This window comes from Pseudomonas sp. KnCO4 (assembly GCF_045344305.1).
GTDB classification, from domain to species: Bacteria; Pseudomonadota; Gammaproteobacteria; order Pseudomonadales; family Pseudomonadaceae; genus Aquipseudomonas; species Aquipseudomonas anuradhapurensis.
Genome location: NZ_CP174199.1, coordinates 5,333,454 through 5,359,096 on the forward strand (window position 1 = coordinate 5,333,454; position 25,643 = coordinate 5,359,096).

26 protein-coding genes are annotated in these 25,643 nt (G+C 63.7%); 6 read left to right on the forward strand and 20 right to left on the reverse strand.

The annotated features are described in order from the left end of the window. The first annotated feature begins 122 nt into the window (after window positions 1-122). A complete protein-coding gene (locus tag ACJA3S_RS24555) occupies window positions 123-611 on the forward strand; it encodes a transporter substrate-binding domain-containing protein (RefSeq protein ID WP_406820301.1) in 489 nt (162 codons plus the stop codon). Between the two features lie 23 nt (window positions 612-634). Here ACJA3S_RS24555 and ACJA3S_RS24560 read toward each other — a convergent pair whose 3' ends face one another. After that, window positions 635-1,138, reverse strand: coding sequence for a DUF523 domain-containing protein (locus ACJA3S_RS24560; protein WP_406820302.1), 504 nt, complete (start codon window positions 1,136-1,138; stop codon window positions 635-637). Then, window positions 1,125-1,757 (reverse strand): 2OG-Fe(II) oxygenase, encoded by a 633-nt coding sequence (locus ACJA3S_RS24565; RefSeq protein WP_406822308.1) that lies wholly within the window; start codon window positions 1,755-1,757, stop codon window positions 1,125-1,127. The genes ACJA3S_RS24560 and ACJA3S_RS24565 overlap by 14 nt, the downstream gene beginning before the upstream one ends. Before the next feature lie 113 nt (window positions 1,758-1,870). Between ACJA3S_RS24565 and ACJA3S_RS24570 the strand changes: the two genes are divergently transcribed. Then, window positions 1,871-2,623: a DUF2059 domain-containing protein gene (locus tag ACJA3S_RS24570; protein ID WP_406820303.1), complete on the forward strand. Its 753-nt coding sequence runs from the start codon at window positions 1,871-1,873 to the stop codon at window positions 2,621-2,623. On the opposite strand, the gene ACJA3S_RS24575 is transcribed toward ACJA3S_RS24570, so the two are convergent. Further along, entirely contained in the window at window positions 2,624-3,550 is a 927-nt protein-coding gene (locus tag ACJA3S_RS24575; RefSeq protein WP_406820304.1) for an alpha/beta hydrolase, read from the reverse strand. Window positions 3,551-3,784: 234 nt separating this feature from the next. On the opposite strand from ACJA3S_RS24575, the gene ACJA3S_RS24580 reads away from it, so the two are divergent. Further along, window positions 3,785-4,354 (forward strand): DUF6436 domain-containing protein, encoded by a 570-nt coding sequence (locus ACJA3S_RS24580; protein ID WP_406820305.1) that lies wholly within the window; start codon window positions 3,785-3,787, stop codon window positions 4,352-4,354. Here ACJA3S_RS24580 and ACJA3S_RS24585 read toward each other — a convergent pair. Further along, entirely contained in the window at window positions 4,333-4,899 is a 567-nt protein-coding gene (locus ACJA3S_RS24585; RefSeq protein ID WP_406820306.1) for a sugar O-acetyltransferase, read from the reverse strand. The genes ACJA3S_RS24580 and ACJA3S_RS24585 overlap by 22 nt on opposite strands. Window positions 4,900-4,985: 86 nt before the next feature. Between ACJA3S_RS24585 and ACJA3S_RS24590 the strand changes: the two genes are divergently transcribed. Both ACJA3S_RS24590 and ACJA3S_RS24595 read left to right on the forward strand, forming a co-directional pair. Further along, on the forward strand, window positions 4,986-7,349 hold the full coding sequence (locus ACJA3S_RS24590) for a penicillin acylase family protein (protein ID WP_406820307.1): 2,364 nt from the start codon (window positions 4,986-4,988) through the stop codon (window positions 7,347-7,349). A 109-nt stretch (window positions 7,350-7,458) separates the two neighbouring features. Next, window positions 7,459-8,277, forward strand: a complete 819-nt coding sequence (locus ACJA3S_RS24595) for an alpha/beta fold hydrolase (protein WP_406820308.1) — start codon at window positions 7,459-7,461, stop codon at window positions 8,275-8,277. A 108-nt stretch (window positions 8,278-8,385) separates the two neighbouring features. Here ACJA3S_RS24595 and ACJA3S_RS24600 read toward each other — a convergent pair whose 3' ends face one another. From ACJA3S_RS24600 to ACJA3S_RS24665, 14 genes are all read right to left on the reverse strand, one after another. Further along, the gene (locus ACJA3S_RS24600; RefSeq protein WP_170033555.1) at window positions 8,386-9,171 is read right to left on the reverse strand and encodes a MetQ/NlpA family ABC transporter substrate-binding protein; all 786 of its coding nucleotides are present in this window, start codon (window positions 9,169-9,171) and stop codon (window positions 8,386-8,388) included. 173 nt (window positions 9,172-9,344) lie between these two features. Continuing rightward, entirely contained in the window at window positions 9,345-10,175 is an 831-nt protein-coding gene (locus tag ACJA3S_RS24605) for a sigma 54-interacting transcriptional regulator (RefSeq protein WP_406820309.1), read from the reverse strand. A 63-nt stretch (window positions 10,176-10,238) separates the two neighbouring features. Beyond that, the gene (locus tag ACJA3S_RS24610) at window positions 10,239-10,820 is read right to left on the reverse strand and encodes an alpha/beta hydrolase (RefSeq protein ID WP_406820310.1); all 582 of its coding nucleotides are present in this window, start codon (window positions 10,818-10,820) and stop codon (window positions 10,239-10,241) included. A gap of 337 nt (window positions 10,821-11,157) precedes the next feature. Next, the gene (locus ACJA3S_RS24615) at window positions 11,158-11,559 is read right to left on the reverse strand and encodes an ExbD/TolR family protein (RefSeq protein WP_406820311.1); all 402 of its coding nucleotides are present in this window, start codon (window positions 11,557-11,559) and stop codon (window positions 11,158-11,160) included. Window position 11,560: 1 nt separating this feature from the next. Continuing rightward, entirely contained in the window at window positions 11,561-12,280 is a 720-nt protein-coding gene (locus tag ACJA3S_RS24620) for a MotA/TolQ/ExbB proton channel family protein (RefSeq protein WP_406820312.1), read from the reverse strand. 28 nt (window positions 12,281-12,308) lie between these two features. Then, on the reverse strand, window positions 12,309-13,106 hold the full coding sequence (locus ACJA3S_RS24625; protein ID WP_406820313.1) for an energy transducer TonB: 798 nt from the start codon (window positions 13,104-13,106) through the stop codon (window positions 12,309-12,311). Window positions 13,107-13,404: 298 nt separating this feature from the next. Further along, window positions 13,405-14,394: a sulfate/molybdate ABC transporter ATP-binding protein gene (locus ACJA3S_RS24630; protein ID WP_170033587.1), complete on the reverse strand. Its 990-nt coding sequence runs from the start codon at window positions 14,392-14,394 to the stop codon at window positions 13,405-13,407. A gap of 3 nt (window positions 14,395-14,397) precedes the next feature. Next, window positions 14,398-15,270 carry a sulfate ABC transporter permease subunit CysW gene (cysW, locus tag ACJA3S_RS24635; RefSeq protein WP_406820314.1) on the reverse strand — a complete coding sequence of 291 codons (873 nt, stop codon included), beginning with the start codon at window positions 15,268-15,270 and terminating at the stop codon, window positions 14,398-14,400. 11 nt (window positions 15,271-15,281) lie between these two features. Continuing rightward, window positions 15,282-16,100, reverse strand: coding sequence for a sulfate ABC transporter permease subunit CysT (gene cysT, locus ACJA3S_RS24640; protein ID WP_289133489.1), 819 nt, complete (start codon window positions 16,098-16,100; stop codon window positions 15,282-15,284). A gap of 186 nt (window positions 16,101-16,286) precedes the next feature. Beyond that, window positions 16,287-17,294, reverse strand: a complete 1,008-nt coding sequence (locus ACJA3S_RS24645) for a sulfate ABC transporter substrate-binding protein (RefSeq protein WP_406820315.1) — start codon at window positions 17,292-17,294, stop codon at window positions 16,287-16,289. A 47-nt stretch (window positions 17,295-17,341) separates the two neighbouring features. Further along, a complete protein-coding gene (oscA, locus tag ACJA3S_RS24650; protein WP_003258557.1) occupies window positions 17,342-17,524 on the reverse strand; it encodes a sulfur starvation response protein OscA in 183 nt (60 codons plus the stop codon). 248 nt (window positions 17,525-17,772) lie between these two features. Further along, entirely contained in the window at window positions 17,773-20,823 is a 3,051-nt protein-coding gene (locus ACJA3S_RS24655) for an efflux RND transporter permease subunit (protein WP_406820316.1), read from the reverse strand. Further along, complete coding sequence (locus ACJA3S_RS24660; protein WP_406820317.1) at window positions 20,820-21,887, reverse strand: efflux RND transporter periplasmic adaptor subunit; 1,068 nt, start codon at window positions 21,885-21,887, stop codon at window positions 20,820-20,822. The genes ACJA3S_RS24655 and ACJA3S_RS24660 overlap by 4 nt, the downstream gene beginning before the upstream one ends. Continuing rightward, window positions 21,884-22,972 carry an efflux RND transporter periplasmic adaptor subunit gene (locus ACJA3S_RS24665; RefSeq protein WP_406820318.1) on the reverse strand — a complete coding sequence of 363 codons (1,089 nt, stop codon included), beginning with the start codon at window positions 22,970-22,972 and terminating at the stop codon, window positions 21,884-21,886. The genes ACJA3S_RS24660 and ACJA3S_RS24665 overlap by 4 nt, the downstream gene beginning before the upstream one ends. A 314-nt stretch (window positions 22,973-23,286) precedes the next feature. Here ACJA3S_RS24665 and ACJA3S_RS24670 point away from each other — a divergent pair, with 314 nt between their 5' ends. Further along, a complete protein-coding gene (locus ACJA3S_RS24670; protein WP_406822309.1) occupies window positions 23,287-23,742 on the forward strand; it encodes an REP-associated tyrosine transposase in 456 nt (151 codons plus the stop codon). 106 nt (window positions 23,743-23,848) lie between these two features. Here ACJA3S_RS24670 and ACJA3S_RS24675 read toward each other — a convergent pair whose 3' ends face one another. Together ACJA3S_RS24675 and ACJA3S_RS24680 are read right to left on the reverse strand one after the other, a co-directional pair. After that, window positions 23,849-24,742 (reverse strand): ABC transporter permease subunit, encoded by an 894-nt coding sequence (locus ACJA3S_RS24675; protein ID WP_406820319.1) that lies wholly within the window; start codon window positions 24,740-24,742, stop codon window positions 23,849-23,851. After that, window positions 24,739-25,620, reverse strand: a complete 882-nt coding sequence (locus tag ACJA3S_RS24680) for an ABC transporter permease subunit (RefSeq protein ID WP_406822310.1) — start codon at window positions 25,618-25,620, stop codon at window positions 24,739-24,741. Before ACJA3S_RS24680 ends, ACJA3S_RS24675 begins: the two co-directional genes overlap by 4 nt. Window positions 25,621-25,643 lie beyond the last annotated feature (23 nt).

Below are 25,643 nucleotides of genomic sequence, written 5' to 3' on the forward strand. Positions count from 1 at the left end.
AGAAATATTTCCGTCACGGTCAAACATCGCCGAAGCTTCAAGGTCATAGGCTGCGCTCGACCACGGCGAGGAAAAAAGGCGTGGCGGGCGTTATTCACCTGCCAAGAAGAAAAGGGGCTTTCATGCGTTCGACCATTGGACTACTGCTGGCGCTGCTGATTACGCCATTGGCACAGGCCGAGCTGATAGACGAAGTTGCCGACCGGGGCGAACTGCGTATTGCCGTGCAGGCCGGCAACTCGCCATACGCCTTCAAGGAAAACGACCAGTTGACCGGCTTCGAGGTGGAGTTTGGCCAGGACCTGGCCAAGGAGCTGGACCTGCGCGCCGAATTCATCGAAGCCCCCGCAGCCGAGGTTCTGCCGGGCGTGGAGAGTGGCAAGTACGACATTGCCCTGACCCCGCCGGGTGAAACACCCAAGGCTGATGGTGCGCTCGATGTAAGCCAGCCGTTTGGCGAGAAACAGCTGGTGATCCCGTTCCAGAAGGACAACCCGGCGTTCCAAAGTGCGCTGAACAACGCATTGCAGCGGCTCAAGGACAGCGGGCGGACTGCCGAACTCGAGCAGAAGTGGTTCGGGGATGCACCGACTACTGCAGCCGGGCAGTAAGGTATTTGGTCGCCGGCGCCGGCTTAAACTGAAAGCCCAGCCAGCGCCTGTTCCGCCAGTTCCAGCTCCAGCTCGCTGAACACCTGCACCCCAGCCCGCCGCAGCAGCGCCGTGGTCACCCCCTCCCCGGCCACCTTCACGCCACTGAACGTGCCGTCGTAGGTCAAGCGGTTACCACACGAAGGGCTGCCGGCCTTCAGCACCGCCACGCGGATGCCATGCCGGCGCACCAGTTCCAGCGCCTGCTGCGCCCCGGCAATGAACTGCGCACTGACATCTTCACCGCTCACCGTCAGCACCTGGCTGTCACCGTCGAGCACCGCTGCGCCCTGCCCGCCCGGTATTTCTGCAGGCGCCCGAGGGGTTGGCAAGCCGCCTGCCACTTCAGGGCACAACGGCACCACACGCCCTTCGGCCTGCCATCGCTGCAACAGCTCGGGGTGGCCACTGGTACAGCCGTCATAACGCACCGGCTGCCCCAGCAGGCAGGCGCTGACCAGCACCTTGGGCAACTCAGAACGGGTCATTGCCACGGCGCCGGAACCAGCCGGTCAACGACAGCCGCTCGCGCCCGGCCGGCAGCACTTCGTGCGGCACCTCACCGGACAGGAACACCACCAGGCAACCCGCCACCGGTTGCACATCGTGTTCGACACCGTCCGCCAGGAACATGCGCAACTGGCCACCGTCCTGCGGCTGCCAGCCTTCATTCAGGTACAGCACTGCCGACACCATGCGCCGGTCATCGTCGCGAAAACGGTCCAGGTGCCGGCGATAGAATGCCCCTGGCGGATACAGGGCAAAATGGCACTCGAAATCTTCCAGGCCCAGGAACAGGCCCCGGTTGATGGCCTGACGCAGCTGGTCCATGGCGGCCAGGTACTGGTCGCAGGCCTCGCCCTGGCCGGGGTCGACCCACTGGATCTGGTCGCCGCGAATGGCTTCGCGCACCTCCTGGGCAACACCGCGCCCAACCCCGGCAGGGTTGAGTTCGCCTTCGGCATCACGGCGCCGGCATTCGGCTGCCAGCGCGCGCACCAGGTCGGCAGGCAGAAAGAGCGCCTGCTGCGACCAGCCATGGGTGGCCAGATCGTCGACGACGGCCGCGAGCATCGGGTGTTCAGGGGTAATATGCATGGCGCGCATCATATCCATTAGCCATGCCGCCGCACAGCGCCACTTGGCTGACAAGTACGCGGATATCTCGACAAACCGGCGCCGGGCCAAGGACAATAGCCGCCTGCCGACAGGAGTCCTGAATGCGCCGTCTGTTTTCCCTGATTCTGCTGATGATCTGCACCGTGCCTGTCTGGGCAGACAACCTGGATCGGCTGTACAAGGCCGCCGGCTGGCCCGACCAGCGCGCCCATTTCAACGATGCCCTGACCGCTGCCCAGGAACGCTACCGCAACAGTCTGCCGCCTGTCGTGTACCAGGCGCTGGTCAACAACAGCAACCAGCGTTTCCAGGCCCAGGCCGTGGACCGTCGCGCCCAGGCAAAACTGCGTGCGACCCTGGCCAACCCGGCGCCGGCGCTGGCGTTCTTCCAGTCGCCGCTGGGGCGCAAGGTGGTGGCGGCCGAACTCAAGGCCACACGCAAGGATGAACTGGCCAGAAACGCCAAAGGCCTGCCGAAGATCCAGGCCAGCGATGACCGCCTGCTGATCATCGGCCACCTGGCCCAGGCCCTGCCGGCGCGCGAGGCCGGCGCCGAAGTCAGCCTGGCCATTGCGGGCGTGGCAGCCGACAGCCTCAGTTCGATGATCCCCGGCCTGTTCGGTAACGGCCAGGCCCAGGGCCTGCTCGACGGCCAGCGCCAGCGCCTGATGAGCCAGATCGGCGAAGACCTCAACAACACCCTGCTGTATGTCTACCGCGACCTTTCCGACGCCGAGCTGGAAGAGTTCGCCACCTTTGCCGAATCGCCTGACGGCAAGGCCTACTACCAGGCCGCCCTGGCCGCCGTGCGCGCAGGCCTGGCAGTGGGCCAGAGCAGCAGCGACCTGGAGTGATCAGCCCAGGCGCTGGTCGATGAAGTCGAAATAGCGCTGGCGAATGCCCGGCAGCTCGTTGGCCAGGTGGTGGCGAGCTTCGGGCAACAGCAGGACCTGCGGTTCGGCGAACTTGGCCTTGAGCACTTCCAGGTTGTACGGCCAGTCCACCGTGCCATCCGCCTGCCCTTGCACGATCAATGGCCGCCGCGTGCTGCACGGGGCGGCCTCGATGCGTTTGACCCAGGCGATCAGGGCTCCCACCCAGGCCGTTGGCAGGCGGCGTGGTTGTAGCGGGTCAGCTTCGAGGAACGGCAGGAAGGCTGGGTCGTTGGTGTTCTCGCTGAAGCGCCGTTCGATGCCATTGACGAAGTGGCGCAGCACACGGTAGCTCAACTTCGACCAGCGCCAGGAACAGGGCCGAACCAGCGGTGCCAACAGGATGACCTGGCCATCGATGGGGCTCTGCGCGCCCTGGTACAACAGGTGGTCCACGGCAATCGCAGCACCGGTGCTCTGCCCGCACAAATGCCACGGGCGTGGCAGTTGCAGCATGCGCGCCTGTTCGAACAACGCCTCCAGCACCTGCTGGTACAGCGCAAAATCACTGATGCTGGCCCGCTCGCCACTGGACAGGCCATGCCCGGGCAGGTCGCAGCTGATGACGGCGAATCCTTGTTTCAGCGCCCACTCGATCACATGCCGATAGAGGCCCATATGGTCGTAGTAACCGTGCAGCAGGAACAGCGTCGCGTTGGCCTGCTCGGGTAACCAGGCCTGCCCGACCAGATCGAAGCCTGCGGCCTGAAAGCCGCCCAGCCAGCTTTGCGCCGACAGGTTCAGGCCATAGAAGCGCTGGTATTCCAGGGCCTGTGCCGACAGCGCCTGACGCGCGGTCAACGGTGCCAGGCTGGTGCGCAGCAGGTCGGGGTGAAAGGCAGCGGGCATCGTTACATCCAAAGCGAAGCAAGTATTGATCTGCGATATTCAGCTCTGGCCGGCATCGTGGCAAGCTTGCTCAGCTTCGAACGACCAGCACCGAACCTTGTAGGGCGGCCTTGTGTCGCGATAGGGGTGCGAAGCGCCCCCGGGATTTGGGCATCAGGCTGATATTGCCGGGGCCGCTTTGCGGCCCTCTCGCGACACAAGGCCGTTCCTACAAGGGGACCGCGGAAGAACTTCATGAACAACCGGATCATCAAACCGCTGTGCACAGCAATTGCCCTGCTGGTCGGGGCCGCCATTCTCTGGCAGGCCTACAGCACCTTCCAGGCCCGTTACCTGCGTCCGTTCGACAACCAGGCCACACTGTTCGACGGCAGCCAACTGCAGCTGCCCGCCGAGCTGGCCGGCCCCGGGCCGATCCGCGTGGTGCACTTCTGGGACCCGACCTGCCCGTGCAACGTCGGTAACCAGCAGCACCTGGGCGAACTGGTCAGCCAGTTCGCCGCGCAAGGGGTGGTCTTCCATGTACTGCAAAAGCCCGGCAGCCATGGCCAGTTGCCAGCCAACCTGAGCAGCCTGCAGCCCATCGCCAGCTTGCCCGGCAGCGAGCAGCTGCCGGCCTCTCCGGCCGTTGCCATCTGGGACAGCCAAGGCCGCCTGGCTTACTTCGGCCCATACAGCGAAGGGGCGGTGTGCAACGCCAGCAACAGCTTCATCGAGCCCATCCTCAAGGCCCTGCTCAACGGCCGCCAAGTGAACGCCTCGAATACTCTTGCGCTGGGCTGCTACTGCCCTTGGCGCGGTTGACGCACCCGCGCCGGGTTACCTACAACCGTCGCTCCCGCCGGCACATCCCGAGCCACCACGCTACCGGCACCCACCACGGCATTATCGCCAATGGTCACCCCCGGCAGGATGATCGCTGCACCACCAATCCACACGTTGTTGCCGATGATCACCGGCCGCCCGCTCTCCAACCCGGTGCGTCGCACCTCCGGGTCGAGCGGATGATCGGCGGTGTAGATCTGCACGTTGGGGCCGATCTGGCAGTCGTCGCCGATCCGCACCGGCAACACATCGAGAATCACGCAGTTGAAGTTCATGAAGGTATTGCGACCGACACTGATGTTGTAGCCATAGTCGCAATAGAACGGTGGGCGGATCACCGCGCCTTCGCCAACCTGGGCAAAATGCTCGGCCAACAGCCCGTGCCGTGCGTCGTTGAGCAATTCGACACTGTTGTTGTAACGGTGCATCCAGTGCTTGTTGGCGATCTGTTCGGCCTGCAGCTCGGGGCAACCGGCATGATAGAGCTGGCCTGTAAGCATTTTCTGTTTTTCGCTGAGGGACATGGAAACTCCTTCCTGGGACTATGCTCTGTTCGCGAATCCGCCCATGATCGGACCACATTTTTCGCTTGAATGCACAAGGAGCCTGAATGAAGCGCAGCCTGACCCTGTTGGCCGTAGCGGTTGCCGTGGCCGCAGGCGCCGGATACTGGTACGTGCAGGGCAAACTGCCGCAACGCGAGGGCGAAGTGGCCATCGCCGGCCTGCAGGCGCCGGTCAGCGTGCGCTATGACGCCCGCGGCGTGCCGCACCTGCAGGCGCAGAGCGAGGCAGACCTGTACCGCGCGCTGGGCTATGTGCATGCCCAGGACCGGCTGTTCCAGATGGAGATCCTGCGCCGCCTGGCCCGTGGCGAGCTGGCCGAGGTGCTGGGCGACAAGCTGCTACCCACCGACACCCTGTTCCGCAGCCTGCGCATTCGCGAACAGGCCGCCCTGATGGCCGCGCGTCAGGACCGCCAGGCCCCTGCCTGGCAGGCCCTGCAGGCCTACCTCGACGGTGTGAACCGCTGGCAGGCCAGCCACCCCAAGCCCGTCGAGTTCGACCTGCTCGGTATCACCCCGCGCCCATTCACTGCCGAAGATACCCTGAGCATTGCCGGCTACCTGGCCTACAGTTTCGCCGCCGCCTTTCGTACCGAGCCGGCACTGACCTATATCCGCGACCAGCTGGGCCCTGAGTACCTGGGTATCTTCGACCTTGGCTGGCAGCCCGAAGGCGCGCTAGGCACGCCGCTGGCCGCTGCCGACTGGCACAGCCTGGAGGCGCTCGCCCGCCTTAGCCATGAGGCGCTCGGCGCGGCCGGCATCCCGCAGTTCGAAGGCAGCAACGCCTGGGCCGTATCCGGCAGCCGTACCCGCAGCGGCAAGCCGTTGCTGGCCGGCGACCCGCATATCGGCTTCGCCGTGCCGGCGGTGTGGTACGAGGCCGAACTGTCGGCGCCCGGTTTCAACCTGTACGGCTACTTCCAGGCACTTAACCCGTTCGCCCTGCTCGGCCACAACCACGACTTCGGCTGGAGCCTGACCATGTTCCAGAACGATGACATCGACCTGATTGCCGAACGTACCAACCCGGCTGACGCCAACCAGGTCATGATCGATGGCCGATGGCAGGCGCTGGAGAAGAGCGAGCAGCAGGTCGCCGTGAAAGGCGCAGCGCCGGTGACCCTCAGCCTGCGCCGATCACCCCACGGCCCGATCGTCAACGACGTGCTGGGCGCCACCGCCGGGCCCACGCCGATCGCCATGTGGTGGGCATTCCTGGAAACCGAAAACCCGCTGCTCGATGGCTTCTACCAGATCAACCGCGCCGACACCCTGGGCAAAATGCGCGAAGCCGCCGCCAAGGTGCACGCGCCTGGGCTGAACTTCGTCTGGGCCAATGCCCGAGGCGACATTGGCTGGTGGGCGGCGGCGCAGCTGCCGATCCGCCCCGACGGGGTCGACCCGGCCTTCATTCTCGACGGCGCCAGCGCCCAGGCCAACAAGCTCGGCTTCTACCCCTTCAGCGTCAACCCGCAGCAGGAGAACCCGGCGCGCGGCTATATCGTGTCAGCCAATTACCAACCGCCATCAGGGGTGCCGATACCGGGTTACTACAACCTGCCGGACCGTGGCCGTCAGCTCGACAACCAGCTGGCCAACCCCGAAGTGAAGTGGGACACGCAGAACAGCCAGGCGCTGCAGCTGGACACCGCCAGCGATTATGGCCCGCGTACCCTTGCCCCGCTGCTGGCAACACTGCGCGCGGTGGCCGAGGGTGACGAAGAGAAGGAGCTGGTGGAGCAACTGGCCGCCTGGACGGGTGACTACCCGCTGGATTCGGTCAGCGCCACGCTGTTCAACCAGTTCCTCTACGAACTGGCGTTCGCCGCACTGCATGACGAACTGGGCGATACCTGGTTCCCGGTGCTGATCAGCACCCGCGCCATCGACGCCGCGCTGCCGCGCCTGGCGGCGGATGCCGATTCGCCCTGGTGGAACAGCCGTGGTGACAACCAGCGCAGCGACCGTACCGCCATCGTGCGCACGGCCTGGCAGCACAGCCTGAAGCACCTGCGCGACACCTTGGGCAACGACCCGGCCAGCTGGCAGTGGGGCAAGGCTCACACCCTGACCCACAACCACCCGCTTGGGGTAAAAAAGCCATTGCACCTGCTGTTCAACGTCGGCCCGTTCGCCGCGCCGGGTACCCATGAGGTACCGAACAACCTCTCGGCGAAGATTGGGCCGGCGCCTTGGCCGGTGACTTATGGGCCGTCTACGCGGCGGCTGATCGACTTTGCCGATGCTGGGCAGGCGTTGACCAGCAACCCAGTCGGGCAGAGTGGCGTGCCATTCGACGGGCATTACGCGGACCAGGCCGAGGGCTATGTGCAGGGGCAGTACCAACGGGCGCAGATGGGCGTGATTCCAGCGCAGAGCACCTTGCGATTGGTGCCAGGGCCGTGAGGGTCTGCTTCCGCGCCCACCCTGTAGCAGCGGCCTCGTGTCGCGATGGGCCGCACAGCGGCCCCGACAATTTCAAATACTCTACAGTCCTCCAGCCGAGACCCACTCCATGCAAAGACACTTCATCGAAATCGACGGCGCCCGGATGAGCTACGTCGACCAGGGCCAGGGCTTCCCGGTACTGCTCGGCCACAGCTACCTATGGTCCGCCGACATGTGGCAGCCACAGATCGAGGCCCTGTCGCCGCACTTTCGCGTCATCGTGCCCGAGCTGTGGGGCCACGGCGGCTCCGACGCTCCACCCGCCACGACCACCGACATGAGCGCCCTGGCCCGCCAGCACCTGGCGCTGCTGGATGCCCTGGATATCGGCCAATGCCACCTGGTCGGCCTGTCGGTCGGTGGCATGTGGGGCGCGCAGCTGGCCCTGGAGCACCCCCAGCGGGTCGACCGCCTGGTATTGATGGATACCTACCTCGGCGCCGAACCGGAGGCGACCCGGCTCAAGTATTTTGGCTTGCTGGATGCGGCCAGTGGCGCAGGCATGTTCCCGGAACCCTTGCTGGATATCGTCGTGCCGATCTTCTTCCACGCGGGCGGGCAGACGGTGCCGCAGGTGCGGGAAAGCTTCCGGGCAGCACTGAAGGCGAGCAGTGCCGAAGTTATTCGGCAAAGCCTCGATCCGCTGGGGCGAGTGATTTTTGGCCGACCGGACCTGCTGTCACGGCTGGGTGAGCTGGCCAGCGAGCGGACCATCGTGGTCTGTGGCGACCAGGACATTCCACGGCCACCAGCAGAGTCCATCGAAATGGCGCAGCTCATTGGTTGCCTGGCGGCGCAGATCCCCTCCGCCGGGCATATCTCCAGCCTGGAGAACCCACGGGTGGTCAATGAATTCCTGCTGAACTGGCTGCCGCGCAACCCGTGAGCTTTCCGGGGCTGCTTTGCCGCCTATCGCCGGCAGAGCCTGTGACAACCCTGCAGAAACAAAAACGCCGACACGAATGCGTCGGCGTTTTTTCCATACGGCTGCGGATCAGAACGCCGGCAGTACGGCACCTTCATACTTCTTGGCGATGAAAGCTTTCACTTCCGGGCTGGTCAGGGCCTTGGCCAGCTTCTGGATGGCTTCGCTGTTCTTGTTGTCCGGGCGGGCGACCAGGAAGTTCACGTATGGCGAGTCGCTGCCTTCGATCACCAGCGCATCCTTGGCCGGGTTCAGGCCGGCTTCCAGGGCGTAGTTGGTGTTGATCATGTCCAGGTCGACCTGGTCCAGCACGCGCGGCAGCATGGCCGATTCAAGCTCGCGGAACTTCAGCTTCTTCGGGTTCTCGGCGATGTCCTTGGGCGTGGCCAGGGCGTTTTTCGGGTCCTTCAGGGTAATCAGGCCAGCCTTCTGCAGCAGCAGCAGGGCACGGCCACTGTTGCTACCCTCGTTGGGGATGGCAACGGTGGCGCCTTCTTTCAGCTCGCTCAGGTTCTTGACCTTCTTCGAGTAGCCACCGAACGGCTCGACGTGAACACCGATCACGGTTTCCAGGTGGGTACCCTTGCCTTCGTTGAAGTTCTGCAGGTATGGCAGGGTCTGGAAGTAGTTGGCATCCAGGCGCTTCTGGTCAACCTGCACGTTTGGCTGCACGTAGTCGGTGAATACCTTGATCTGCAGGTCGACACCTTCCTTGGCCAGGGTCGGCTTGATCAGCTCGAGAATTTCAGCGTGCGGTACCGGGGTGGCGGCAACCACCAGTTTCTCGGCGGCAGCAGCCAGGCCGGCGAACGACAGGGCAGCGGCCAGGGCAGTGGTCAGCAGGGTCTTCTTCATGGTGGTCCTTGTTCTGGTCTGGCCATCGACGATGGCGAATCGGGTGCCCAACCGGTTCATCAGCGGGCGTGGAGTGGACGATACCTAGATTTTTTATTCCGCAAAAATATCTTTTAATTAGCTGCTTATTCCAAAAACAAACTGCCATCAGTCACTTTGTTCATTAGCGGCGTCTAGCGCGCCGGGCTGGCTAAATCGAGGTCTTCCGGCACAATTTCCTCACCCTCGCTCACCAGCAAGGCGAAGTGGATGACATTTTCCAGCTCGCGGGTGTTGCCTGGCCACAGGTGCGCTTCCAGCACCTGTTGCGCGGCCTCGCTCACCAGCGGCACCGGCCGTTGCAGGCGCACGCTGTAGATGCCCACGAAGTATTCGGCCAGTGGCAGGATATCGCCTGGCCGCTCACGCAACGGCGGCAGCTCCAGCCCCCCTTCGCGCAGGTACTGGTACAGGCGCTCGTTGAAGCGCCCTGCGCGCACGACCCGGGCCAGGTCGATGCTGCTGGCGGCCACCAGGCGCACATCCACCGGTTGCGGCTGCTGCGCACCGACCCGTGTGACCTCTCGGTTTTCCAGGGCGGCCAGCAGCTTGCCCTGAATCGCCAACGGCAAGTCGGCGATCTCGTCCAGGTACAGCGTGCCGCCGTTGGCTGAGCCGAACCAGCCGGCGCGGCTGCTGGCCGTACCGCCATGGCTGCCGGCGCTGTAGCCGAACAGCTCGGCTTCGGCATAGTTGGGGCTGATGGCCGCGCAGTTGACCGACACGAACAACCCGCCGCGGTCACTGGCGCGATGGATCTGCCGGGCCAGCAGTTCCTTGCCGGTGCCGGTTTCACCGCGGATCAGCACCGGCAGGGGCTGTGGTGCCAGGCGCTCGAGTTGCTCACGCAACTGCTGGGAACGCGGGTCGATGAACACCAGCGCCTTGGCGCGAATGCTCAGCGGGCTCTTGTCCAGTTCGGGGAAAGTCAGCAACGGCTGGCCAAACGGGTTTTGAAAAGTCATGACGAACTCCCGCCCCTGGCCTGCAATGGCCGGGCGTCGGCAAACGGTAGACAGTCAGGGCGATCAGGCGCGGCGCAGAGCGCGCTGCTCGACCCGGTTCTGCAAGCGATACAGGTAAGCGAAACCTTGTTCCCAGCGCTCATGGCCGGACTTGACGTTGATATGCCCGGCGTTGCTCAGCAGCCCTGCTTCGGCGCCCCAGGCCTGGGCCAGGTACAGCGCCCGTGGCACGCTCACGGCCGGGTCGTTGTCCGAACTGACTACCTGGCTGGGGAACGGCAAAACCTCGGTCGGGATCGGCGCGAAGTTGCGCAAGGCGGGTGCGCAACTGGGCCGCTCGACATCCGCCGGTGCCACCAGCAAGGCGCCACGCACCCGCCGCAGCAGTGCCGGGCTGGCCTGGGCGGCCCAATGGGCGACCGTGACGCAGCCGAGGCTGTGGGCAATCAGGATCACCGGCGAGCGCTCTGCAGCGATCGCCAGTTCCAGCGCCTGCACCCAATCCTGGCGCTGCGGGGTCAGCCAGTCATGCTGCTCGACCCGCGCACTGTTGGGCAGGGTGCGTTGCCAGTGGCTTTGCCAATGATTGTCTGGCGATCCTTGCCAGCCCGGCACAATCAGGTAACGGATCGACTCGTTGCGCATGGGGACGCCTCCAGTGGGTTTTGCGTGCTTGGCGACCAGTATAGGGCGACAGTTATACCGGTAAAGGAATAAGAAGCTATTTGTTAATAACCAAAATTCAGTACTGATGCAGTCCCTTTGTAGGAGCGGCCTTGTGTCGCGATGGGCCGCAAAGCGGCCCCAAATCTGCTTTCCGGATTTTCCTGACGAACCGCAGCTGCTGGTCCGGGGGCCGCTTTGCGGCCCATCGCGACACAAGGCCGCTCCTACACGGGATCGCGCAGGGCAAAAAAAAAAGGGCCATCCCCTGCCAAGAGATATGGCCCCTAAGCACTTGCCTGAAGAAGATTGCCGGGGTTCAGCGCGCGGTAATCACCGCCAGCTTGCTGATACCCGCACGTTCGATCGCCGCCATGGCCCGTGCCACTTCGCCGTAGTTGACACCGTCGTCGGCCTGCAGCTGCACACGCACTTCCGGGTCCTGGTCCTTGGCGGCCTTGAGGCTGGTTTCCAGCAGATCTGGCTGAATCTGGTCCTTGTTGATGAACAGCTTGCCGTCACCATCGATGCTGACCACCAGCGGGTCCTTCTGCTCCACCGGCGCCACGGCCTCGGTCTTGGGCAGGTTCACAGGGATCGCGTTGGTCAGCAGCGGCGCGGTGACGATGAACACCACCAGCAGCACCAACATGACGTCCACCAAGGGCGTAACGTTGATTTCGCTGAGGACTTCGTCAGTATCCTGGGTCGAGAAGGCCATATCAGGATGCCTCCTTCACTGGCTGGGTGAAGCCGCCCTGGTGCGCGTGCACGGTTGGGTGCACCAGTACGCGGAAGGCACTCTTCTGCGCCAGGCTGTAGAAGTCGTGGGCGAAGTCATCGAGGTCGGCAGCAGTGAGCTTGAGGCGGCGCAGGAAATAGTTGTAGACCAGCACCGCCGGTACCGCGACGGCAATCCCTACACCGGTGGCCACCAGTGCCGCACCAATCGGCCCGGCGACGGTTTCCAGGCTGGCAGAGCCGGCCGCACTGATGCCCTTGAGTGCTTCCATGATGCCCCAGACGGTGCCGAACAGGCCGATGAAGGGCGACGTGCTGCCGATACTGGCGACCACCGCCAGGCCGGTTTCCAGCGAGCGGCGCTCCCGCACGATCTGCTGGCGCAGCGCGCGCTCCAGGCGGTCCTGATGGTTGATGGCGTGGCTCAAGTCGCTGGCCTGGGTATCGCCCACGGCGATGGCGGCGTAGCCGGACTGGGCCACGCGTGCAGCCGGGCCCGGCAGTTCGTGGCTGGGTTCGGCGGCCGAGTCCAGGCTCGAGGCGGCCCAGAACTGCTGCTGGAAGCGCTTGTCCTGATGCTTCAACCGCACGAACTGCACGGCCTTGACCAGGGCCAGGCCCCAGGTGACGACAGAGAAACCAATCAACAGCCAGATGACTGCGCTTTCAACGGATTCGAGAGGGGATGCCAGCAGGCTCATGATGATGTCTTCCTGTGTTCTGCGGAAATTAGCGAAGCTTGAAATCGATCGGCACACTGACCCAGCCGGTCTGGGCCACGTCGCCCTGCTTGGCCGGAACGAAACTCCAGCGCTTGACCGCCGCCAGCGCGGCGGCGTCGAGGGCATCGCGGCCACTGCTCTTCTGGACCTGGATCTGTCCGGGCCTGCCGCTGGGCAGCACCTCGACGCGCAACAGCACGCTGCCTTCCCAGCCACGGCGCTGGGCCAACTGCGGATATTCCGGCGCCGGATTCTTCAGGTACGCGGCGTTCGCCGATGCCGGGGTTATCGGGGCCGGCGCGGCAGACGCAGGTGCCGGCGCCGCCGGGGCGGCTACCGGGACCGGCGGCGCAGCTTCGAGCGGCTTGGGCTGTGGCTTGGGTTGTTGCTTTACCACCGGTTTGGGCACGGGTTTGGGCTTGGCTTTGGGTTTGCTGGCCAGTTCGTCGACCACCGGAGGCGGTGGCGGCTGGACCACGGGCGGTGCCGGCGCGGGTGGCGGAGGCTCGACCACAGGTGGAGCCGGCGCGGCGAATTCGATGGTCATGGGCGGCACCTGCGGCGGCACCACCGGTAGCTCCGGCGTTGGCACCCGGCTGATCCAGTAGGCGACCGCAGCATGCAGCGCCAGCGCCAGCAGGCCCAGCGCCAGCTTGTCGCGGTGCTTCAGCCCGCTGACCGGCGTGCGTTGCAGGCGCAGCCGGCCGAGCGGGAGGCGAAGCGTGCGCCCGAGCTCGACCAGGTCACCCGGAGCGGTGCGCCATGGCTGGTCGTAGGCCTTCATGGCCGACTGGACATTACCCATTGATAAAACTCCCAGGGTCTCGATTCAGGGTGTGGCTGAATCATGGAACCAGGGCCCTTATCCCTTAAAGGAATGTTTGAAATTATGCTTAGAATGCAAACGAATATGCGTTTTCTGTGATGGCTTCGAAGCCGCGAATTCCGTGGGCTGTGGCCGGGGCCGGGATAAAGCGGTGCGTCTGGCGCATGCAAAATATGCGCGCAATGCATGGATTTTCAGGCTTGCGCAACGGCCCCGGCCACCCGCCAGGCATGAAAAACCCGGGACGACGCCCGGGTTTCTCCTGTTCGAAGGCGGCTCAGATATCCGCCACTTTCTGCCAGACCTTCGGCCGGAAGAACAATGTTTCGCCGCGCACCAACCCGGTCAGGCTGTCGTGGTCCTTGACCACCTCGGCCTCGATCAGCTCGCTCTGCCCTTCCACCTTCAGGGTCACCCGCGTGGTAGCGCCCAGCGGACGAATATCACGCACCTCCGCAGCGTGGTGCCCTTCGGTCTCGTGCCGCGACAGCGACACTTCGTGCGGGCGGAACAGCACATGGTGCCCTTCGCTCAAGGCCAGGCGGTTGGAGTCACCCAGGAAGTGGTAGACGAAATCGTTGGCCGGGTGCTCGTACACCTCGCCCGGCGAGCCGATCTGCTCGATCACGCCCTTGTTCATCACCACGATGCGGTCGGCCACTTCCATGGCTTCTTCCTGGTCGTGGGTGACGAATACCGAGGTCAGGTTGATGTCCTCGTGCAGGCGCGCCAGCCAGCGGCGCAGCTCCTTGCGCACCTTGGCATCCAGCGCACCGAACGGTTCGTCCAGCAGCAGCACCTTGGGTTCCACCGCCAGCGCACGGGCCAGGGCGATCCGCTGGCGCTGGCCACCGGACAACTGCTCGGGGTAGCGGTCGGACAACCAGTCCAGCTGCACCATGTTCAGCAGCTCATGCACCTTTTCGGCAATCCTGCTTTCGCTCGGGCGCTCGCCCTTGGGCTTCATGCGCAAGCCGAAGGCGACGTTGTCGAACACGCTCATGTGGCGGAACAAGGCGTAGTGCTGGAACACGAAACCGACGTTGCGGTCACGCACGTCATGGCCGGACACATCTTCGCCATGGAACACGATATTGCCCTGGTCGGGGGTTTCCAGCCCGGCGATGATGCGCAGCAGGGTGGTCTTGCCGCAGCCGGACGGGCCTAGCAGGGCCACCAGCTCGCCGCTGTTGATGTCCAGGTTGATGTTGTCCAGTGCCTGGAAGCTGTTGAAGCGCTTGCTGACGTTACGAACTTCGATCGACATGAATCATTCCTCCGCGGCGCTGTGGCGCAGGCGGTTAATACGGTTCTCGCTCCACTGCTTGAGCAGCAGGATGAAGAGCGCCATGATCAGCAGCAGGCTGGCCACGCTGAAGGCCGCCACGTGGTTGTACTCGTTGTAGAGAATCTCCACGTGCAGCGGCAAGGTGTTGGTCACGCCGCGAATATGGCCCGACACCACCGACACGGCGCCAAACTCGCCCATGGCCCGCGCGGTGCACAGCACCACGCCGTAGATCAGGCCCCATTTGATGTTCGGCAAAGTCACATGCCAGAACATCTGCCAGCCATTGGCGCCGAGCAGGCGCGCAGCCTCCTCCTCTTGCGTGCCCTGCTCCTGCATCAGCGGGATCAGTTCACGGGCCACGAACGGCACGGTGACAAAGATGGTGGCGAGGACAATGCCCGGCAGGGCGAACACGATCTGGATATCGTGGTCCTGCAGCCACGGCCCGAACAGGCCCTGCGCGCCGAACATGAGCACGTACACCAGGCCGGCGATCACCGGCGACACCGAGAACGGCAGGTCGATCAGGGTGACCAGGAGGCTCTTGCCACGGAAGGTGTATTTGCTCACGCACCAGGCGGCGCTGACGCCGAACACCAGGTTAAGCGGTACCGAAATGACTACCGCGATCAGGGTCAGCTTCAAGGCCGACAACGCATCCGGCTCGAGGATCGCCTCGAAGAATGTGCCAAAGCCGTTCTTCAGCGCCTGCGACACCACGATCACCAGCGGCAGCAACAGAAACAGCGCAAATACCAGCCAGCCAAGGCTGATCAGGATGCGCCGCGAAGTCGCACTGCCACGGCGGGCGGCGTTGGCGGCGGCGGTTGCATTCAGGGTTGAACTGGACATGCCGGCCTCCTTCAAGGGGTTTCGATGCGGCGCTGCAGCAGGTTGATCAGCAGCAGCAGGATGAAGGAAACCACCAGCATCAATACGCCGATGGAGGTCGCGCCGGTGTAGTCGTACTGGTCGAGCTTGACCATGATCAGCAGCGGCAGGATCTCGGTCTTCATCGGCATGTTGCCGGCAATGAAGATCACTGAACCATACTCGCCCACACCGCGGGCAAAGGCCAGGGCAAAGCCGGTGAGCCAGGCAGGCAGCAGCGCCGGCGCCAGCACATGGCGGAACACCTGCAGCGGCTTGGCGCCCAGGCAGGCAGCGGCTTCCTCGACCTCGCGCGGGATGTCGGCCAGTACCGGTTGTACCGTGCGCACCACGAACGGCAGGGTGACGAAGGTCAGGGCCAGGGTGATGCCCAGCGGGGTGTAGGCGATCTTGAAGCCCAGGTCGGTGGCGAACTGGCCGACCCAGCCCGAAGGCGCGTACAGGGCAGTCAGGGCGATGCCGGCAACGGCGGTGGGCAGGGCGAATGGCAGGTCGATCATCGCATCGATGACCTTGCGCCCGGGGAAGGTGTAGCGCACCAGCACCCAGGCCAGCAAGGTGCCGATCAGGCCGTTGATGATGGCGGCGAACAGGGCGGTGCCGAAACTCAGCTTGAGCGCGGCGATCACCCGCGGTGCACTGATGACATTCCAGAACTGCTCCCAGGTCAGCTGCGCGGCATGCACGAACATGGCGGCCAGCGGTATCAGCACGATCAGGCTGAGGTACACCAAGGTGTAGCCCAGCGTCAGCCCGAAGCCGGGTATGACGGGGGAAATGCGACGTGACATAAATATCCCTGGTTGAACGCACGAAGCCCGGGATCGATCCCGGGCCGGTGCAGGCTTGTGAATCCTGGGGCTGCCCTGCAGCCCTTTCGCGACGCAAGGCCGCTCCTGCAGAAGATCGCGTATTCCTCGCAGGAGCGGCCTTGCGTCGCGAAAGGCCGCCAGGCGGCCCCCGCTTTTCCGTGGCGCTTACTGTGCCTGATAGATCTGGTCGAACACACCGCCATCATTGAAGAACTTGGGCTGTGCAGTCTTCCAGCCACCGAAGTCCTTGTCGATAGTCACCAGCTCCAGTTTCGGGAACTGCTTGCCGAACTCGGCCGCCACCTTGGCGTCACGCGGGCGGTAGAAGTTCTCGGCCGCAATCTTCTGCCCGGCCGGGCTGTACAGGTGCTTGAGGTATTCGTTGGCGATCTCGGTGTTGCCCTTCTTCTCGGCGTTCTTGTCGACCACCGCCACCGGCGGTTCGGCCAGGATCGACAGCGATGGCACGACGATTTCGAACTTGTCGGCGCCACCGTCTTCCTTCAGCGCCAGGAAGGCCTCGTTTTCCCAGGCCAGCAGCACGTCGCCCTGGCCGTTGTTGACGAAGGTAATGGTCGAGCCACGGGCACCGGTATCCAGCACTGGTACGTGCTTGAACAGCTCTTGCACGTAGGCCTTGGCCTTGTCTTCGCTACCCCCGGTCTTCAGGCCATAGGCCCACGCGGCGAGGAAGTTCCAGCGGGCGCCGCCGGAGGTTTTCGGGTTGGGGGTGATCACCGACACATCCTTCTTGACCAGGTCGCCCCAATCCTTGATGCCTTTCGGGTTGCCCTTGCGTACCAGGAACACGATGGTCGAGGTATACGGGGTGCTGGCGTCCGGCAGACGCTTCTGCCAGTCCGCGGGCAAGGTCTTGCCAAGCTTGGCGACTTCGTCGATGTCGCCCGCCAGGGCCAGGGTCACCACGTCGGCGCGCAGGCCGTCGATCACCGCACGGGCCTGCTTGCCCGAGCCGCCGTGAGATTGCTGGATCTTCACCGTGTCGCCCGGGTGGGCCTGTTGCCAGTGCTTGATGAACTCGGCGTTGTATTGCTGATAAAGCTCACGGGTCGGGTCGTAGGACACGTTCAGCAGTTCGTAGTCCTTGGCGATGGCGGAACCGGCAAAAACAGCGCTGGCCAGGGCAGCGAGCGCATAACGGCGGATGGACATGGTGAAGCTCCCGATTGGCATTCTTCTAGTTTTGGAGGGGTAGGCGATCAGCCGGTCTTGTTGCCGGGCTGTTGCAGGCGGAATTTCTCCTTGCGCTCGATCTGTACGACCTGAGCGTTGTGCACAGTGATCTCCACCGCACCGAAACGCAGGTCGCGCAGGGCGCTCTGGATTTCCCGCAGAATGGTGGCTTCGTCCTGACCGTCGATGCTACGCAGAGATGCACTCATGCTCGTTCTCCTTGGAATGAAGTTGCCGGGCTGAGGTTTGAAGGGGAATTACGCCTGGCTTGAGGCAATAGTAGTGAGGCGAGGTTATTCTTAAAAATACTGTTTAAGAATGTTTATATAACCAAACCAGAAGGCGATATTGAAAGCGACAGAAGCCCCTGTGGGAGCGGGTTCACCCGCGAATGCGGCAGCGGCTCCACCATCGCATTCGCGGGTAAACCCGCTCCCACAGGGTTTGCTGTAGGGTTTCAGGAGTTTTTCTGTGGCTCGCGGATCTTGTACCAAGCCACATACAACGCTGGCAGGAACAACAGTGTCAGCAGGGTCGCCACGATGATCCCACCAATCATGGCGTAGGCCATCGGCCCCCAGAACACCTCGCGGGCGATCGGGATCATGCCCAGGCTCGCCGCCGCCGCGGTCAGCAGGATCGGCCGGCGCCGGTGATTGGTGGCCTCCACCACCGCATCCCACGGCGACAAGCCCTGGGCCTCGAACTCGTCGATCTGGGTCACCAGGATCACCGAGTTACGAATGATGATGCCCGCCAGCGCGAGAATGCCGAGGATTGCCACGAAGCCCATCGGGGTGCCAGTGGGCACCAGCGCCAGCACCACGCCGATAAGCCCAAGCGGTGCCACGCTGACCACCAGGAACAGCTTCTGCACACTGTGCAGCTGGATCATCAGGAAGGTCGCCATCAGGAACAGCATCAGCGGGATCACCTTGCGGATCGGCCCTTGCGCCTTGGCACTCTCTTCCACCGTACCGCCGGTAGCCACTTCGAAGCCCACCGGCAGCTTGCTGGCGAACTCGTCGATCTTCGGCTTCAGCTGGGCCACCAGGTCGGTGGGCTGGATGTCGCCATTGACCGAGGCCTTGATGGTGATGGTCGGCTTGCGGTCACGGCGCCACACCAGCGGCTGCTCCAGCTCGTAGCGCACGGTGGCGAACGACAGCAGCGGGATCGCGGTGCCGTTGGGCGTGAGGATCTGCAGGTTCTGCAGGGTGTCCGGCGAGCCGCGCTCGCTGTCCTGGGCGCGGGCAACCACGTCGACCAGGTAGATGTTGTCGTTGACCTGGGTGATCTGGACGCCGCTGACGATGCTGTTCATCACATTGGCCACGTCTTCCGACGACAAGCCCAGCTGACGCGCCTTGTCCTGGGCAATTTCCACCCGCAGCACCTTACCCGGCTCGTTCCAGTCGTAGATCATCTCGCCAATGTGCTCGTTCTGGTCGAGCAAGGTGGCCAGCTCGATGGCATGCTTGCGTACCTCGTCGATATTGGCGCCGCTGACCCGGTACTGGATCGGCCGGCCCACCGGCGGGCCCATTTCCAGCGACTGCACGTTGGTGCCGATGCCGACGAATTCCTCATGCAGGATCTTCTGCAGGCGCGCCATCATGCCCTGGCGCTCTTCGAAGCCTTTGCTGACGATCACCAACTGCGCGTAATACGGGTTCTGCAGTTGCTGGTCCAGTGGCAGGTAGAAGCGGATCGCGCCCTGGCCGATGTAGGTGCTCCAGTGCACCAGGTCCGGGTCGTCCTTGATCCGCGCCTCGAAGCGGTCGACCACCTTGCGCGTCTCTTCGATCGAGGCGTTCTGCGGCAGGTTGAGGTCGACGAGGATTTCCGGGCGGTCCGAGGACGGGAAGAACTGGTTCTGCACGAAGCGTTGGCAGAAGATCGCCAGGGCGAACAGCAGCACGGTGCCGATGATGGTCAGCCAGCGGTTGCGCATGCACCACAGCAAGCCGTGCTCGAAGGCCCGGCCGAGCCTGCCAGGCTCGGCATCATGGGCCTTGAGGTTGCTGCTGAGCATATGCACACCCAGCACCGGGGCAAAGAACACCGCCACGATCCACGACACCAGCAGTGCTACGGCAATCACCGCGAACAGGGTGAAGGTATATTCGCCCGCCGAGCTGGCATTGAGGCCAATGGGCACGAACCCGGCCACGGTGACCAAGGTGCCGGTGAGCATCGGGAACGCCGTGGAGGTATAGGCGAAGGTCGCCGCCTGCTCCTTGCTCTCGCCCATCTCCAGCCGCGTGACCATGACCTCCACGGTGATCATCGCGTCATCCACCAGCAGGCCCAGCGCGATGATCAGCGCACCCAGCGAAATACGCTGCATGGTGATACCGCTGTATTCCATGAACACGAAGACCATGGCCAGCACCAGCGGGATCGAGCAGGCCACCACCAGGCCGGCGCGCACCCCCAGGCTGACAAAGCTCACCCCGAGCACGATCACTACCGCCTCGAACAGCGCACTGGTGAAGCCGCCGACTGCCTGCTTGACCACCACGGCCTGGTCGGAAACGGTATGCACCCCGACGCCTATCGGCAGGTCCTCGATCACCTGGTCCATGCGTTTTTTCAGTGCCGCACCGAACACCTGGATGTTGCCCCCGGCTTTCATGCCGATAGCCAGGCCCAGCGCCGTCTGGCCGTTGTAGCGGAACATCGGTGAGGGTGGGTCGACGTAGCCGCGCTCGATGTCGGCGATGTCGGCCAGGCGGAAGAAACGGTCGTTGATCCTCAGGTTGACGGTCTGCAGGTCCTTTTCCGAGGCGAACTGCCCGGTGGTGCGCACGGAAATGCGCTCCGGGCCGGCCTCGATCACCCCGGCCGGGGTCACCGCGTTCTGCGATTGCAGGGCTTGCATCACCTGGCGCTGGTCGATGCCCAGGGCTGCCAGCTTGCGGGTCGAGAAGTTCAGGTACAGCACTTCGTCCTGGGTGCCGACCAGCTCGATCTTGCCGATGTTGGGTACGTCGCGCACCTCGGCCCGCGCTTGCTCCACGTAGTCGCGCAACTGGCGCAGGGTAAGGCCATCGGCGGTAAACGCATAGATCGAGCCGAACACGTCGCCGAACTCGTCGTTGAACCCCGGGCCCTGGATACCTGCGGGGAACTCGCCACGGATGTCCTGGATCTTCTTGCGCACCTGGTACCAGATTTCCGGGATGTCCTTGGCCTTGGTGGTGTCGCGCAGGTACACGTAGACCGTGGATTCACCCGGGCGGGTGTAGCTTTTGGTGTAGTCGAGCGAGTCGAGTTCCTCGAGCTTCTTCTCGATGCGGTCGGTGACCTGGTACAGGGTCTCGTCCTGGGTCGCGCCGGGCCAGCGGGTCTGGATCACCATGGTCTTGATGGTGAACGACGGGTCTTCCTCGCGGCCCAGGTTGAAGTAGGAGAAGATCCCCATCAGCAGCGCAACGAACATCAGGTACCAGACGAACGATTGATGCTTGAGTGCCCAGTCGGACAGGTTGAAGCTTCCTTTCATTGCGCATCCTCGTCGAAGGTGACCTTCTGGCCAGGCTTGAGGCTGTTCACGCCCGCCGTCACCACCCGCTCCCCAGGCTGTACCCCGGAGGTCAGGACGATACTCTGGTCGGTGCGGTCGATCAGGGCCACGTCGCGGGTGGCCACGGTTTTCTGTTGCGGGTCGATCACCCACACCTGGGTCTTGCCATCACGCTCGAGCAAGGCGCTCAACGGCAACTCGCTGCGTGGCGTCACCGCCGAACTCAGGGTCACGCTGATGGCCGTGCCCAGGTGGAACGCCGCGGGTGTGCTGGCCAGGCTCAGGCGGGCGCGGCGGGTACGGGTGGTGGCGTCGGCCTGGGGTTCCAGTTCGCGCAGGCTGGCCGTGGTGTTGATGGTCGGGTCGAGTTGCGAGGCAACGGTAAAGGTCAGGCCTTTGTTCAACTGCTCGGCCAGGCCGATCGGCAGGTCGATCACCGCTTCCTTCACGTCCGGCCGGGCCAGGGTCACCACGGCCTGGCCGGCGGTGACGGTTTGCCCGGCTTCGGCCTTCCAGTCGGTAATCACCGCAGCGTGGTCGCTACGCAGGGTGCTGTAGTCGAGCTGGTCACGGGCCTGGCTGACCGCCGAGCGCGCCTGCTCCAATGCGGCGCTGGTGGTTTTCAGGTTGGTCTGGGCAATATCCAGCTGGGCCTGGGCGCCAACGCCGCGGTCATACAGCTGCTGCTGGCGACGCGCATCGGCCTGGGCGTTGATCCACTGTGCCTGCACCTTGGCCAGGTCGCCTTCGGCGGCGCGCAACTGGTTTTGCTGGTCGGTGGGGTCGAGCGTGGCCAGGGTGTCACCCGGCTTCACCTGGGCGCCCACATCCAGCCAGCGCCGGGCGATGCGCCCGGACACACGAAAACCCAGGGTGCTTTCGAACCGCGCCTGGATAGAGCCGGCAAAGCGGCCCAGCTGCGATTGCACCTGGGGTTCGACCTTGACCGACAGCACCGGCCGAATCGGCTCTGGCGCTTCGTCCTCGCTGCTGCAGCCGAGCAACAGCATGCCGGCCGACATCATCATCAGCAGGTGCTTCATAGCTCACCCCCCTTGGCCTTGGCATCGATCTTCTGTACCTGCATGCCGGGGTGCAGCAACTGCCCGCCATTGACTACCACGGTTTCGCCACCCTTCAGGCCACGAGCGACCACGATGCGGCCGGTGAGGTAACGGCTGACCTCGACCTTGCGCAGTTCCACCTTGTCGCCCTCACCCACTACCCACACCGCCGGCTCATGCAGTGCCTTGGTCAAGGCAGACCACGGCAGCTCGATACTGGGCCGCCCCTCGGCATTGGTGGTGGCGGTTACCGGTGCGCCCAGCTGCATTGCCGGCGGCACGTCCCGGAGCCCGACCTTGACCTGTACCGTGCCACTTTGCGCGGACACCGTCGGAGTGATTTCGCGGACGAAGCCATGGGCCTTTACCTTGGGGTCGTCCAGCAGGCTGACGATCACCCCGGCATCACTGGGCGGTGCCACCAGCAGCGACTCATAGACGTTGAACACGGCATCGCGGTCGCCGTCGCGAGCCAGGCTGAAGATCGGCATGGTCGCCTGCACCACCTGGCCAACCTCGGCCTGGCGCTCGGTGATCACGCCATCGGCTTCGGAAACCAGGGCGGTGTAGCTGAGTTGTTCATTGGCATCGGCCAATTGCGCCTGGGCGGCCTTGAGTGCGCTCTGGTCGCTGCGCAGGGCGGCCTCGGCGGCGTCGTATTCGCTCTGGCTGGTGTAGCCCTTGGGCAACAGTTTCTGCTGGCGTACGAAAGCGGCGCTGCTCTGGGTGACCCGCGCCTGGGCGGCGAACACTTCGGCCTTGGCCGAGTCGACGTTGTTCTGCAGGTCTTTCGGGTCCAGGCGCGCCAGCACCTGGTTGGCCTTGACGTGGTCGCCGACATCGACGCTACGCGAAATGATCTTGCCGCCGACGCGGAACGACAGGTCGGTCTGTACGCGTGCCTGTACGTCGCCGGTCAAGGTGACCCTGGCGGCGAAGTCGGTCGGCTGGACCTGTTGCACGCCCACCCGGGGCAGTGTCTCGGGGACTTCTTCCTTGCTACAGCCCGTGAGCAGGTACAACAGCCCCAGGCAAATGACCGACAGCGGACGCAACAACGTCATGCAGGCTCCTTGCTTGCGCACAAATGATTTGTGGGATGCGACTGTCAGCGTAGTTCAGGGTTCGATAAACAGCACTGACGAGGATCAGTTCGGCATTTTCAGCGCCTGTGCGGGCCTCTTCGCGGGCTTGCCCGCTCCCACCGGTACAGCGCAAGTCTCAAGGCATGCACTTTCCCTGTGGGAGCGGGCAAGCCCGCGAAAGGGCCTGCACAGCCAACCACATGCTTCAGCCATATTCAGAAATCATCAACCACCCTGCCACCCCGCTTCAGCCACTACTTTCAAAGGGAGGTTCAATTTCAGGGAAGATCAAAATGCCGTTAGCCGAATCCCACCTGCTTCGCCGTGGGCGCTTTTCCGAGCCAGGCAGGCTCTACATGCTGACCACCAAAACACACCTGCGGCTGCCACTGTTCCATGACTTCGAGCATGCTCGCCTGGTGGTCAAACACCTGCGGGTGTCAGATGACATTCAGGATTGCCGGTCGTTGGCCTGGGTAGTAATGCCTGACCATCTGCATTGGCTGATCGAACTGAAAGAAGTGGCATTGGGAACACTGATGCGCAAATTCAAATCACGCACTGCCATTGCATTGCGCAAGGCAGGTGTCAGGCACAACCCGATATGGCAACCGGGTTACCACGACCATGCGCTGCGGCGGGAGGAAAGTGTGGTGCATGTAGCCCGATACATTGTTGCCAATCCCTTGAGGGCTGGATTGGTCAGGAGTGTCGGGGACTATCCACACTGGGATGCAGTCTGGCTTTGAATCGGTGTCGGGGCCTTCGCGGGCTTGCCCGCTCCCACAGGGATTATCACAAGCCTGAAGGTTGTGAAGTCCCTGTGGGAGCGGGCAAGCCCGCGAAAGGGCCGGGTCAGGCCGAAGCCGTAACCTGCACTGGGCGCTTGACCTGCGGCTGCGAAGCGTTGGCTGCCGCACCCTCTTCGATCGCCTGCTGAATCGCCTTGCGGCGACGCTCTTCGGCCTGGCGGCTGAAGTACCAGACCAGGAAGGTCACCAGCGACACCGACAGCAGGATCAGGCTGGCCACGGCGTTGATTTCCGGTTTCACACCCAGGCGCACCGCCGAGAACACTTCCATCGGCAAGGTGGTCGAACCCGGGCCGGAGACGAAGCTGGCCAGTACCAGGTCATCCAGCGACAGCGCGAACGACATCATGCCGCCCGCCGCCAGCGACGGCGCGATCATCGGGATGGTGATCAGGAAGAACACCTTCCACGGTTTGGCACCCAGGTCCATCGCCGCTTCTTCGATCGACAGGTCCAGCTCACGCAGGCGTGCCGACACCACTACCGCCACATACGCCGCACAGAACGTGGTGTGGGCGATCCAGATGGTGACGATGCCGCGCTCCTGCGGCCAGCCGATCATTTGTGCCATGGCCACGAACAGCAGCAACAGCGACAGACCGGTGATCACCTCGGGCATCACCAGCGGTGCGGTGACCAGGCCGCCGAACAACGTGCGGCCCTTGAAGCGGGTGACCCGGGTCAGCACGAATGCCGCCAGGGTACCCAGTGCCACCGCCGCCACCGCCGTGTAGCAGGCGATTTCCAGCGAGCGCATCACCGAACCCATCAGCTGGGTATTGTCGAGCAGGCCGACGTACCACTTCACCGACCAGCCGCCCCACACGGTCACCAGCTTGGAGGCGTTGAACGAGTAGATCACCAGGATCAGCATCGGCAGGTAGATGAACAGCAAGCCGAGCACCAGCATCAGCTTGGAGAAACTGAAGCGCTTCATGCCCTGCCCTCCATTTCTTTGGCCTGGCTGCGGTTGAACAGCAGGATCGGCACGATCAGGATCGCCAGCATCACCACCGCCAGCGCGGACGCCACCGGCCAGTCACGGTTGTTGAAGAATTCCTGCCACAGCACCTTGCCGATCATCAGGGTTTCCGGGCCGCCAAGCAGTTCCGGGATCACGAACTCACCCACCACCGGGATGAACACCAGCATGCAACCGGCGATGATGCCGTTCTTCGACAACGGCACGGTGATCTTCCAGAAGCTGTTGAAGGTGCTCGAACCCAGATCGGAAGCGGCTTCGAGCAAGCTCGGGTCGTGCTTCACCAGGTTGGCGAACAGCGGCAGGATCATGAACGGCAGGTACGAGTAGACCACGCCGATATACACCGCCAGGTTGGTGTTGAGGATCTGCAGCGGCTGGTCGATCAGCCCGGTCCACAGCAGGAAGCCGTTGAGCAGGCCGTTGTTGCTGAGGATGCCCATCCAGGCGTAGACGCGGATCAGGATCGCAGTCCAGGTCGGCATCATGATCAGCAACAGCAGGACCGTCTGGGTTTCCTTCTTGGCATTGGCAATGGCATAGGCCATCGGGTAGCCGATCAACAGGCACAGCAGGGTGCTGAAGAAGGCCATCTTCAGCGAACCCAGGTAGGCCGAAATGTACAGTTCGTCTTCGGTCAGCAGGCCATAGTTGGCCAGGTTGAGCACGAGCTGGACCTTGTCCTCGACGTAGCTGTAGATCTCGGTGTAGGGCGGGATCGCCACGTCGGCTTCGGCGAAGCTGATCTTCAGCACGATGAAGAACGGCAGCATGAAGAACAGGAACAGCCAGATGAACGGCACGCCGATCACCAGGTGCCGCCCCTCCGGGATGATGCGCTGGAAGGCTCGCTTGA

What these genes read in the sequence shown, in the direction of transcription:
- ACJA3S_RS24590 (WP_406820307.1), top strand. Translation starts at nt 4,986, where the DNA reads ATGAAGCGCAGCCTGACCCTGTTGGCCGTAGCGGTTGCCGTGGCCGCA.
- ACJA3S_RS24585 (WP_406820306.1), bottom strand. Translation starts at nt 4,899, where the DNA reads ATGTCCCTCAGCGAAAAACAGAAAATGCTTACAGGCCAGCTCTATCAT.
- ACJA3S_RS24605 (WP_406820309.1), bottom strand. Translation starts at nt 10,175, where the DNA reads ATGACTTTTCAAAACCCGTTTGGCCAGCCGTTGCTGACTTTCCCCGAA.
- ACJA3S_RS24595 (WP_406820308.1), top strand. Translation starts at nt 7,459, where the DNA reads ATGCAAAGACACTTCATCGAAATCGACGGCGCCCGGATGAGCTACGTC.
- ACJA3S_RS24615 (WP_406820311.1), bottom strand. Translation starts at nt 11,559, where the DNA reads ATGGCCTTCTCGACCCAGGATACTGACGAAGTCCTCAGCGAAATCAAC.
- cysW (WP_406820314.1), bottom strand. Translation starts at nt 15,270, where the DNA reads ATGTCCAGTTCAACCCTGAATGCAACCGCCGCCGCCAACGCCGCCCGC.
- ACJA3S_RS24660 (WP_406820317.1), bottom strand. Translation starts at nt 21,887, where the DNA reads ATGAAGCACCTGCTGATGATGATGTCGGCCGGCATGCTGTTGCTCGGC.
- ACJA3S_RS24625 (WP_406820313.1), bottom strand. Translation starts at nt 13,106, where the DNA reads ATGGGTAATGTCCAGTCGGCCATGAAGGCCTACGACCAGCCATGGCGC.
- ACJA3S_RS24645 (WP_406820315.1), bottom strand. Translation starts at nt 17,294, where the DNA reads ATGTCCATCCGCCGTTATGCGCTCGCTGCCCTGGCCAGCGCTGTTTTT.
- ACJA3S_RS24610 (WP_406820310.1), bottom strand. Translation starts at nt 10,820, where the DNA reads ATGCGCAACGAGTCGATCCGTTACCTGATTGTGCCGGGCTGGCAAGGA.
- ACJA3S_RS24575 (WP_406820304.1), bottom strand. Translation starts at nt 3,550, where the DNA reads ATGCCCGCTGCCTTTCACCCCGACCTGCTGCGCACCAGCCTGGCACCG.
- ACJA3S_RS24600 (WP_170033555.1), bottom strand. Translation starts at nt 9,171, where the DNA reads ATGAAGAAGACCCTGCTGACCACTGCCCTGGCCGCTGCCCTGTCGTTC.
- ACJA3S_RS24555 (WP_406820301.1), top strand. Translation starts at nt 123, where the DNA reads ATGCGTTCGACCATTGGACTACTGCTGGCGCTGCTGATTACGCCATTG.
- ACJA3S_RS24655 (WP_406820316.1), bottom strand. Translation starts at nt 20,823, where the DNA reads ATGAAAGGAAGCTTCAACCTGTCCGACTGGGCACTCAAGCATCAATCG.
- ACJA3S_RS24675 (WP_406820319.1), bottom strand. Translation starts at nt 24,742, where the DNA reads ATGAAGCGCTTCAGTTTCTCCAAGCTGATGCTGGTGCTCGGCTTGCTG.
- ACJA3S_RS24630 (WP_170033587.1), bottom strand. Translation starts at nt 14,394, where the DNA reads ATGTCGATCGAAGTTCGTAACGTCAGCAAGCGCTTCAACAGCTTCCAG.
- ACJA3S_RS24665 (WP_406820318.1), bottom strand. Translation starts at nt 22,972, where the DNA reads ATGACGTTGTTGCGTCCGCTGTCGGTCATTTGCCTGGGGCTGTTGTAC.
- ACJA3S_RS24565 (WP_406822308.1), bottom strand. Translation starts at nt 1,757, where the DNA reads ATGCGCGCCATGCATATTACCCCTGAACACCCGATGCTCGCGGCCGTC.
- ACJA3S_RS24570 (WP_406820303.1), top strand. Translation starts at nt 1,871, where the DNA reads ATGCGCCGTCTGTTTTCCCTGATTCTGCTGATGATCTGCACCGTGCCT.
- cysT (WP_289133489.1), bottom strand. Translation starts at nt 16,100, where the DNA reads ATGTCACGTCGCATTTCCCCCGTCATACCCGGCTTCGGGCTGACGCTG.
- ACJA3S_RS24580 (WP_406820305.1), top strand. Translation starts at nt 3,785, where the DNA reads ATGAACAACCGGATCATCAAACCGCTGTGCACAGCAATTGCCCTGCTG.
- ACJA3S_RS24670 (WP_406822309.1), top strand. Translation starts at nt 23,287, where the DNA reads ATGCCGTTAGCCGAATCCCACCTGCTTCGCCGTGGGCGCTTTTCCGAG.
- oscA (WP_003258557.1), bottom strand. Translation starts at nt 17,524, where the DNA reads ATGAGTGCATCTCTGCGTAGCATCGACGGTCAGGACGAAGCCACCATT.
- ACJA3S_RS24620 (WP_406820312.1), bottom strand. Translation starts at nt 12,280, where the DNA reads ATGAGCCTGCTGGCATCCCCTCTCGAATCCGTTGAAAGCGCAGTCATC.
- ACJA3S_RS24560 (WP_406820302.1), bottom strand. Translation starts at nt 1,138, where the DNA reads ATGACCCGTTCTGAGTTGCCCAAGGTGCTGGTCAGCGCCTGCCTGCTG.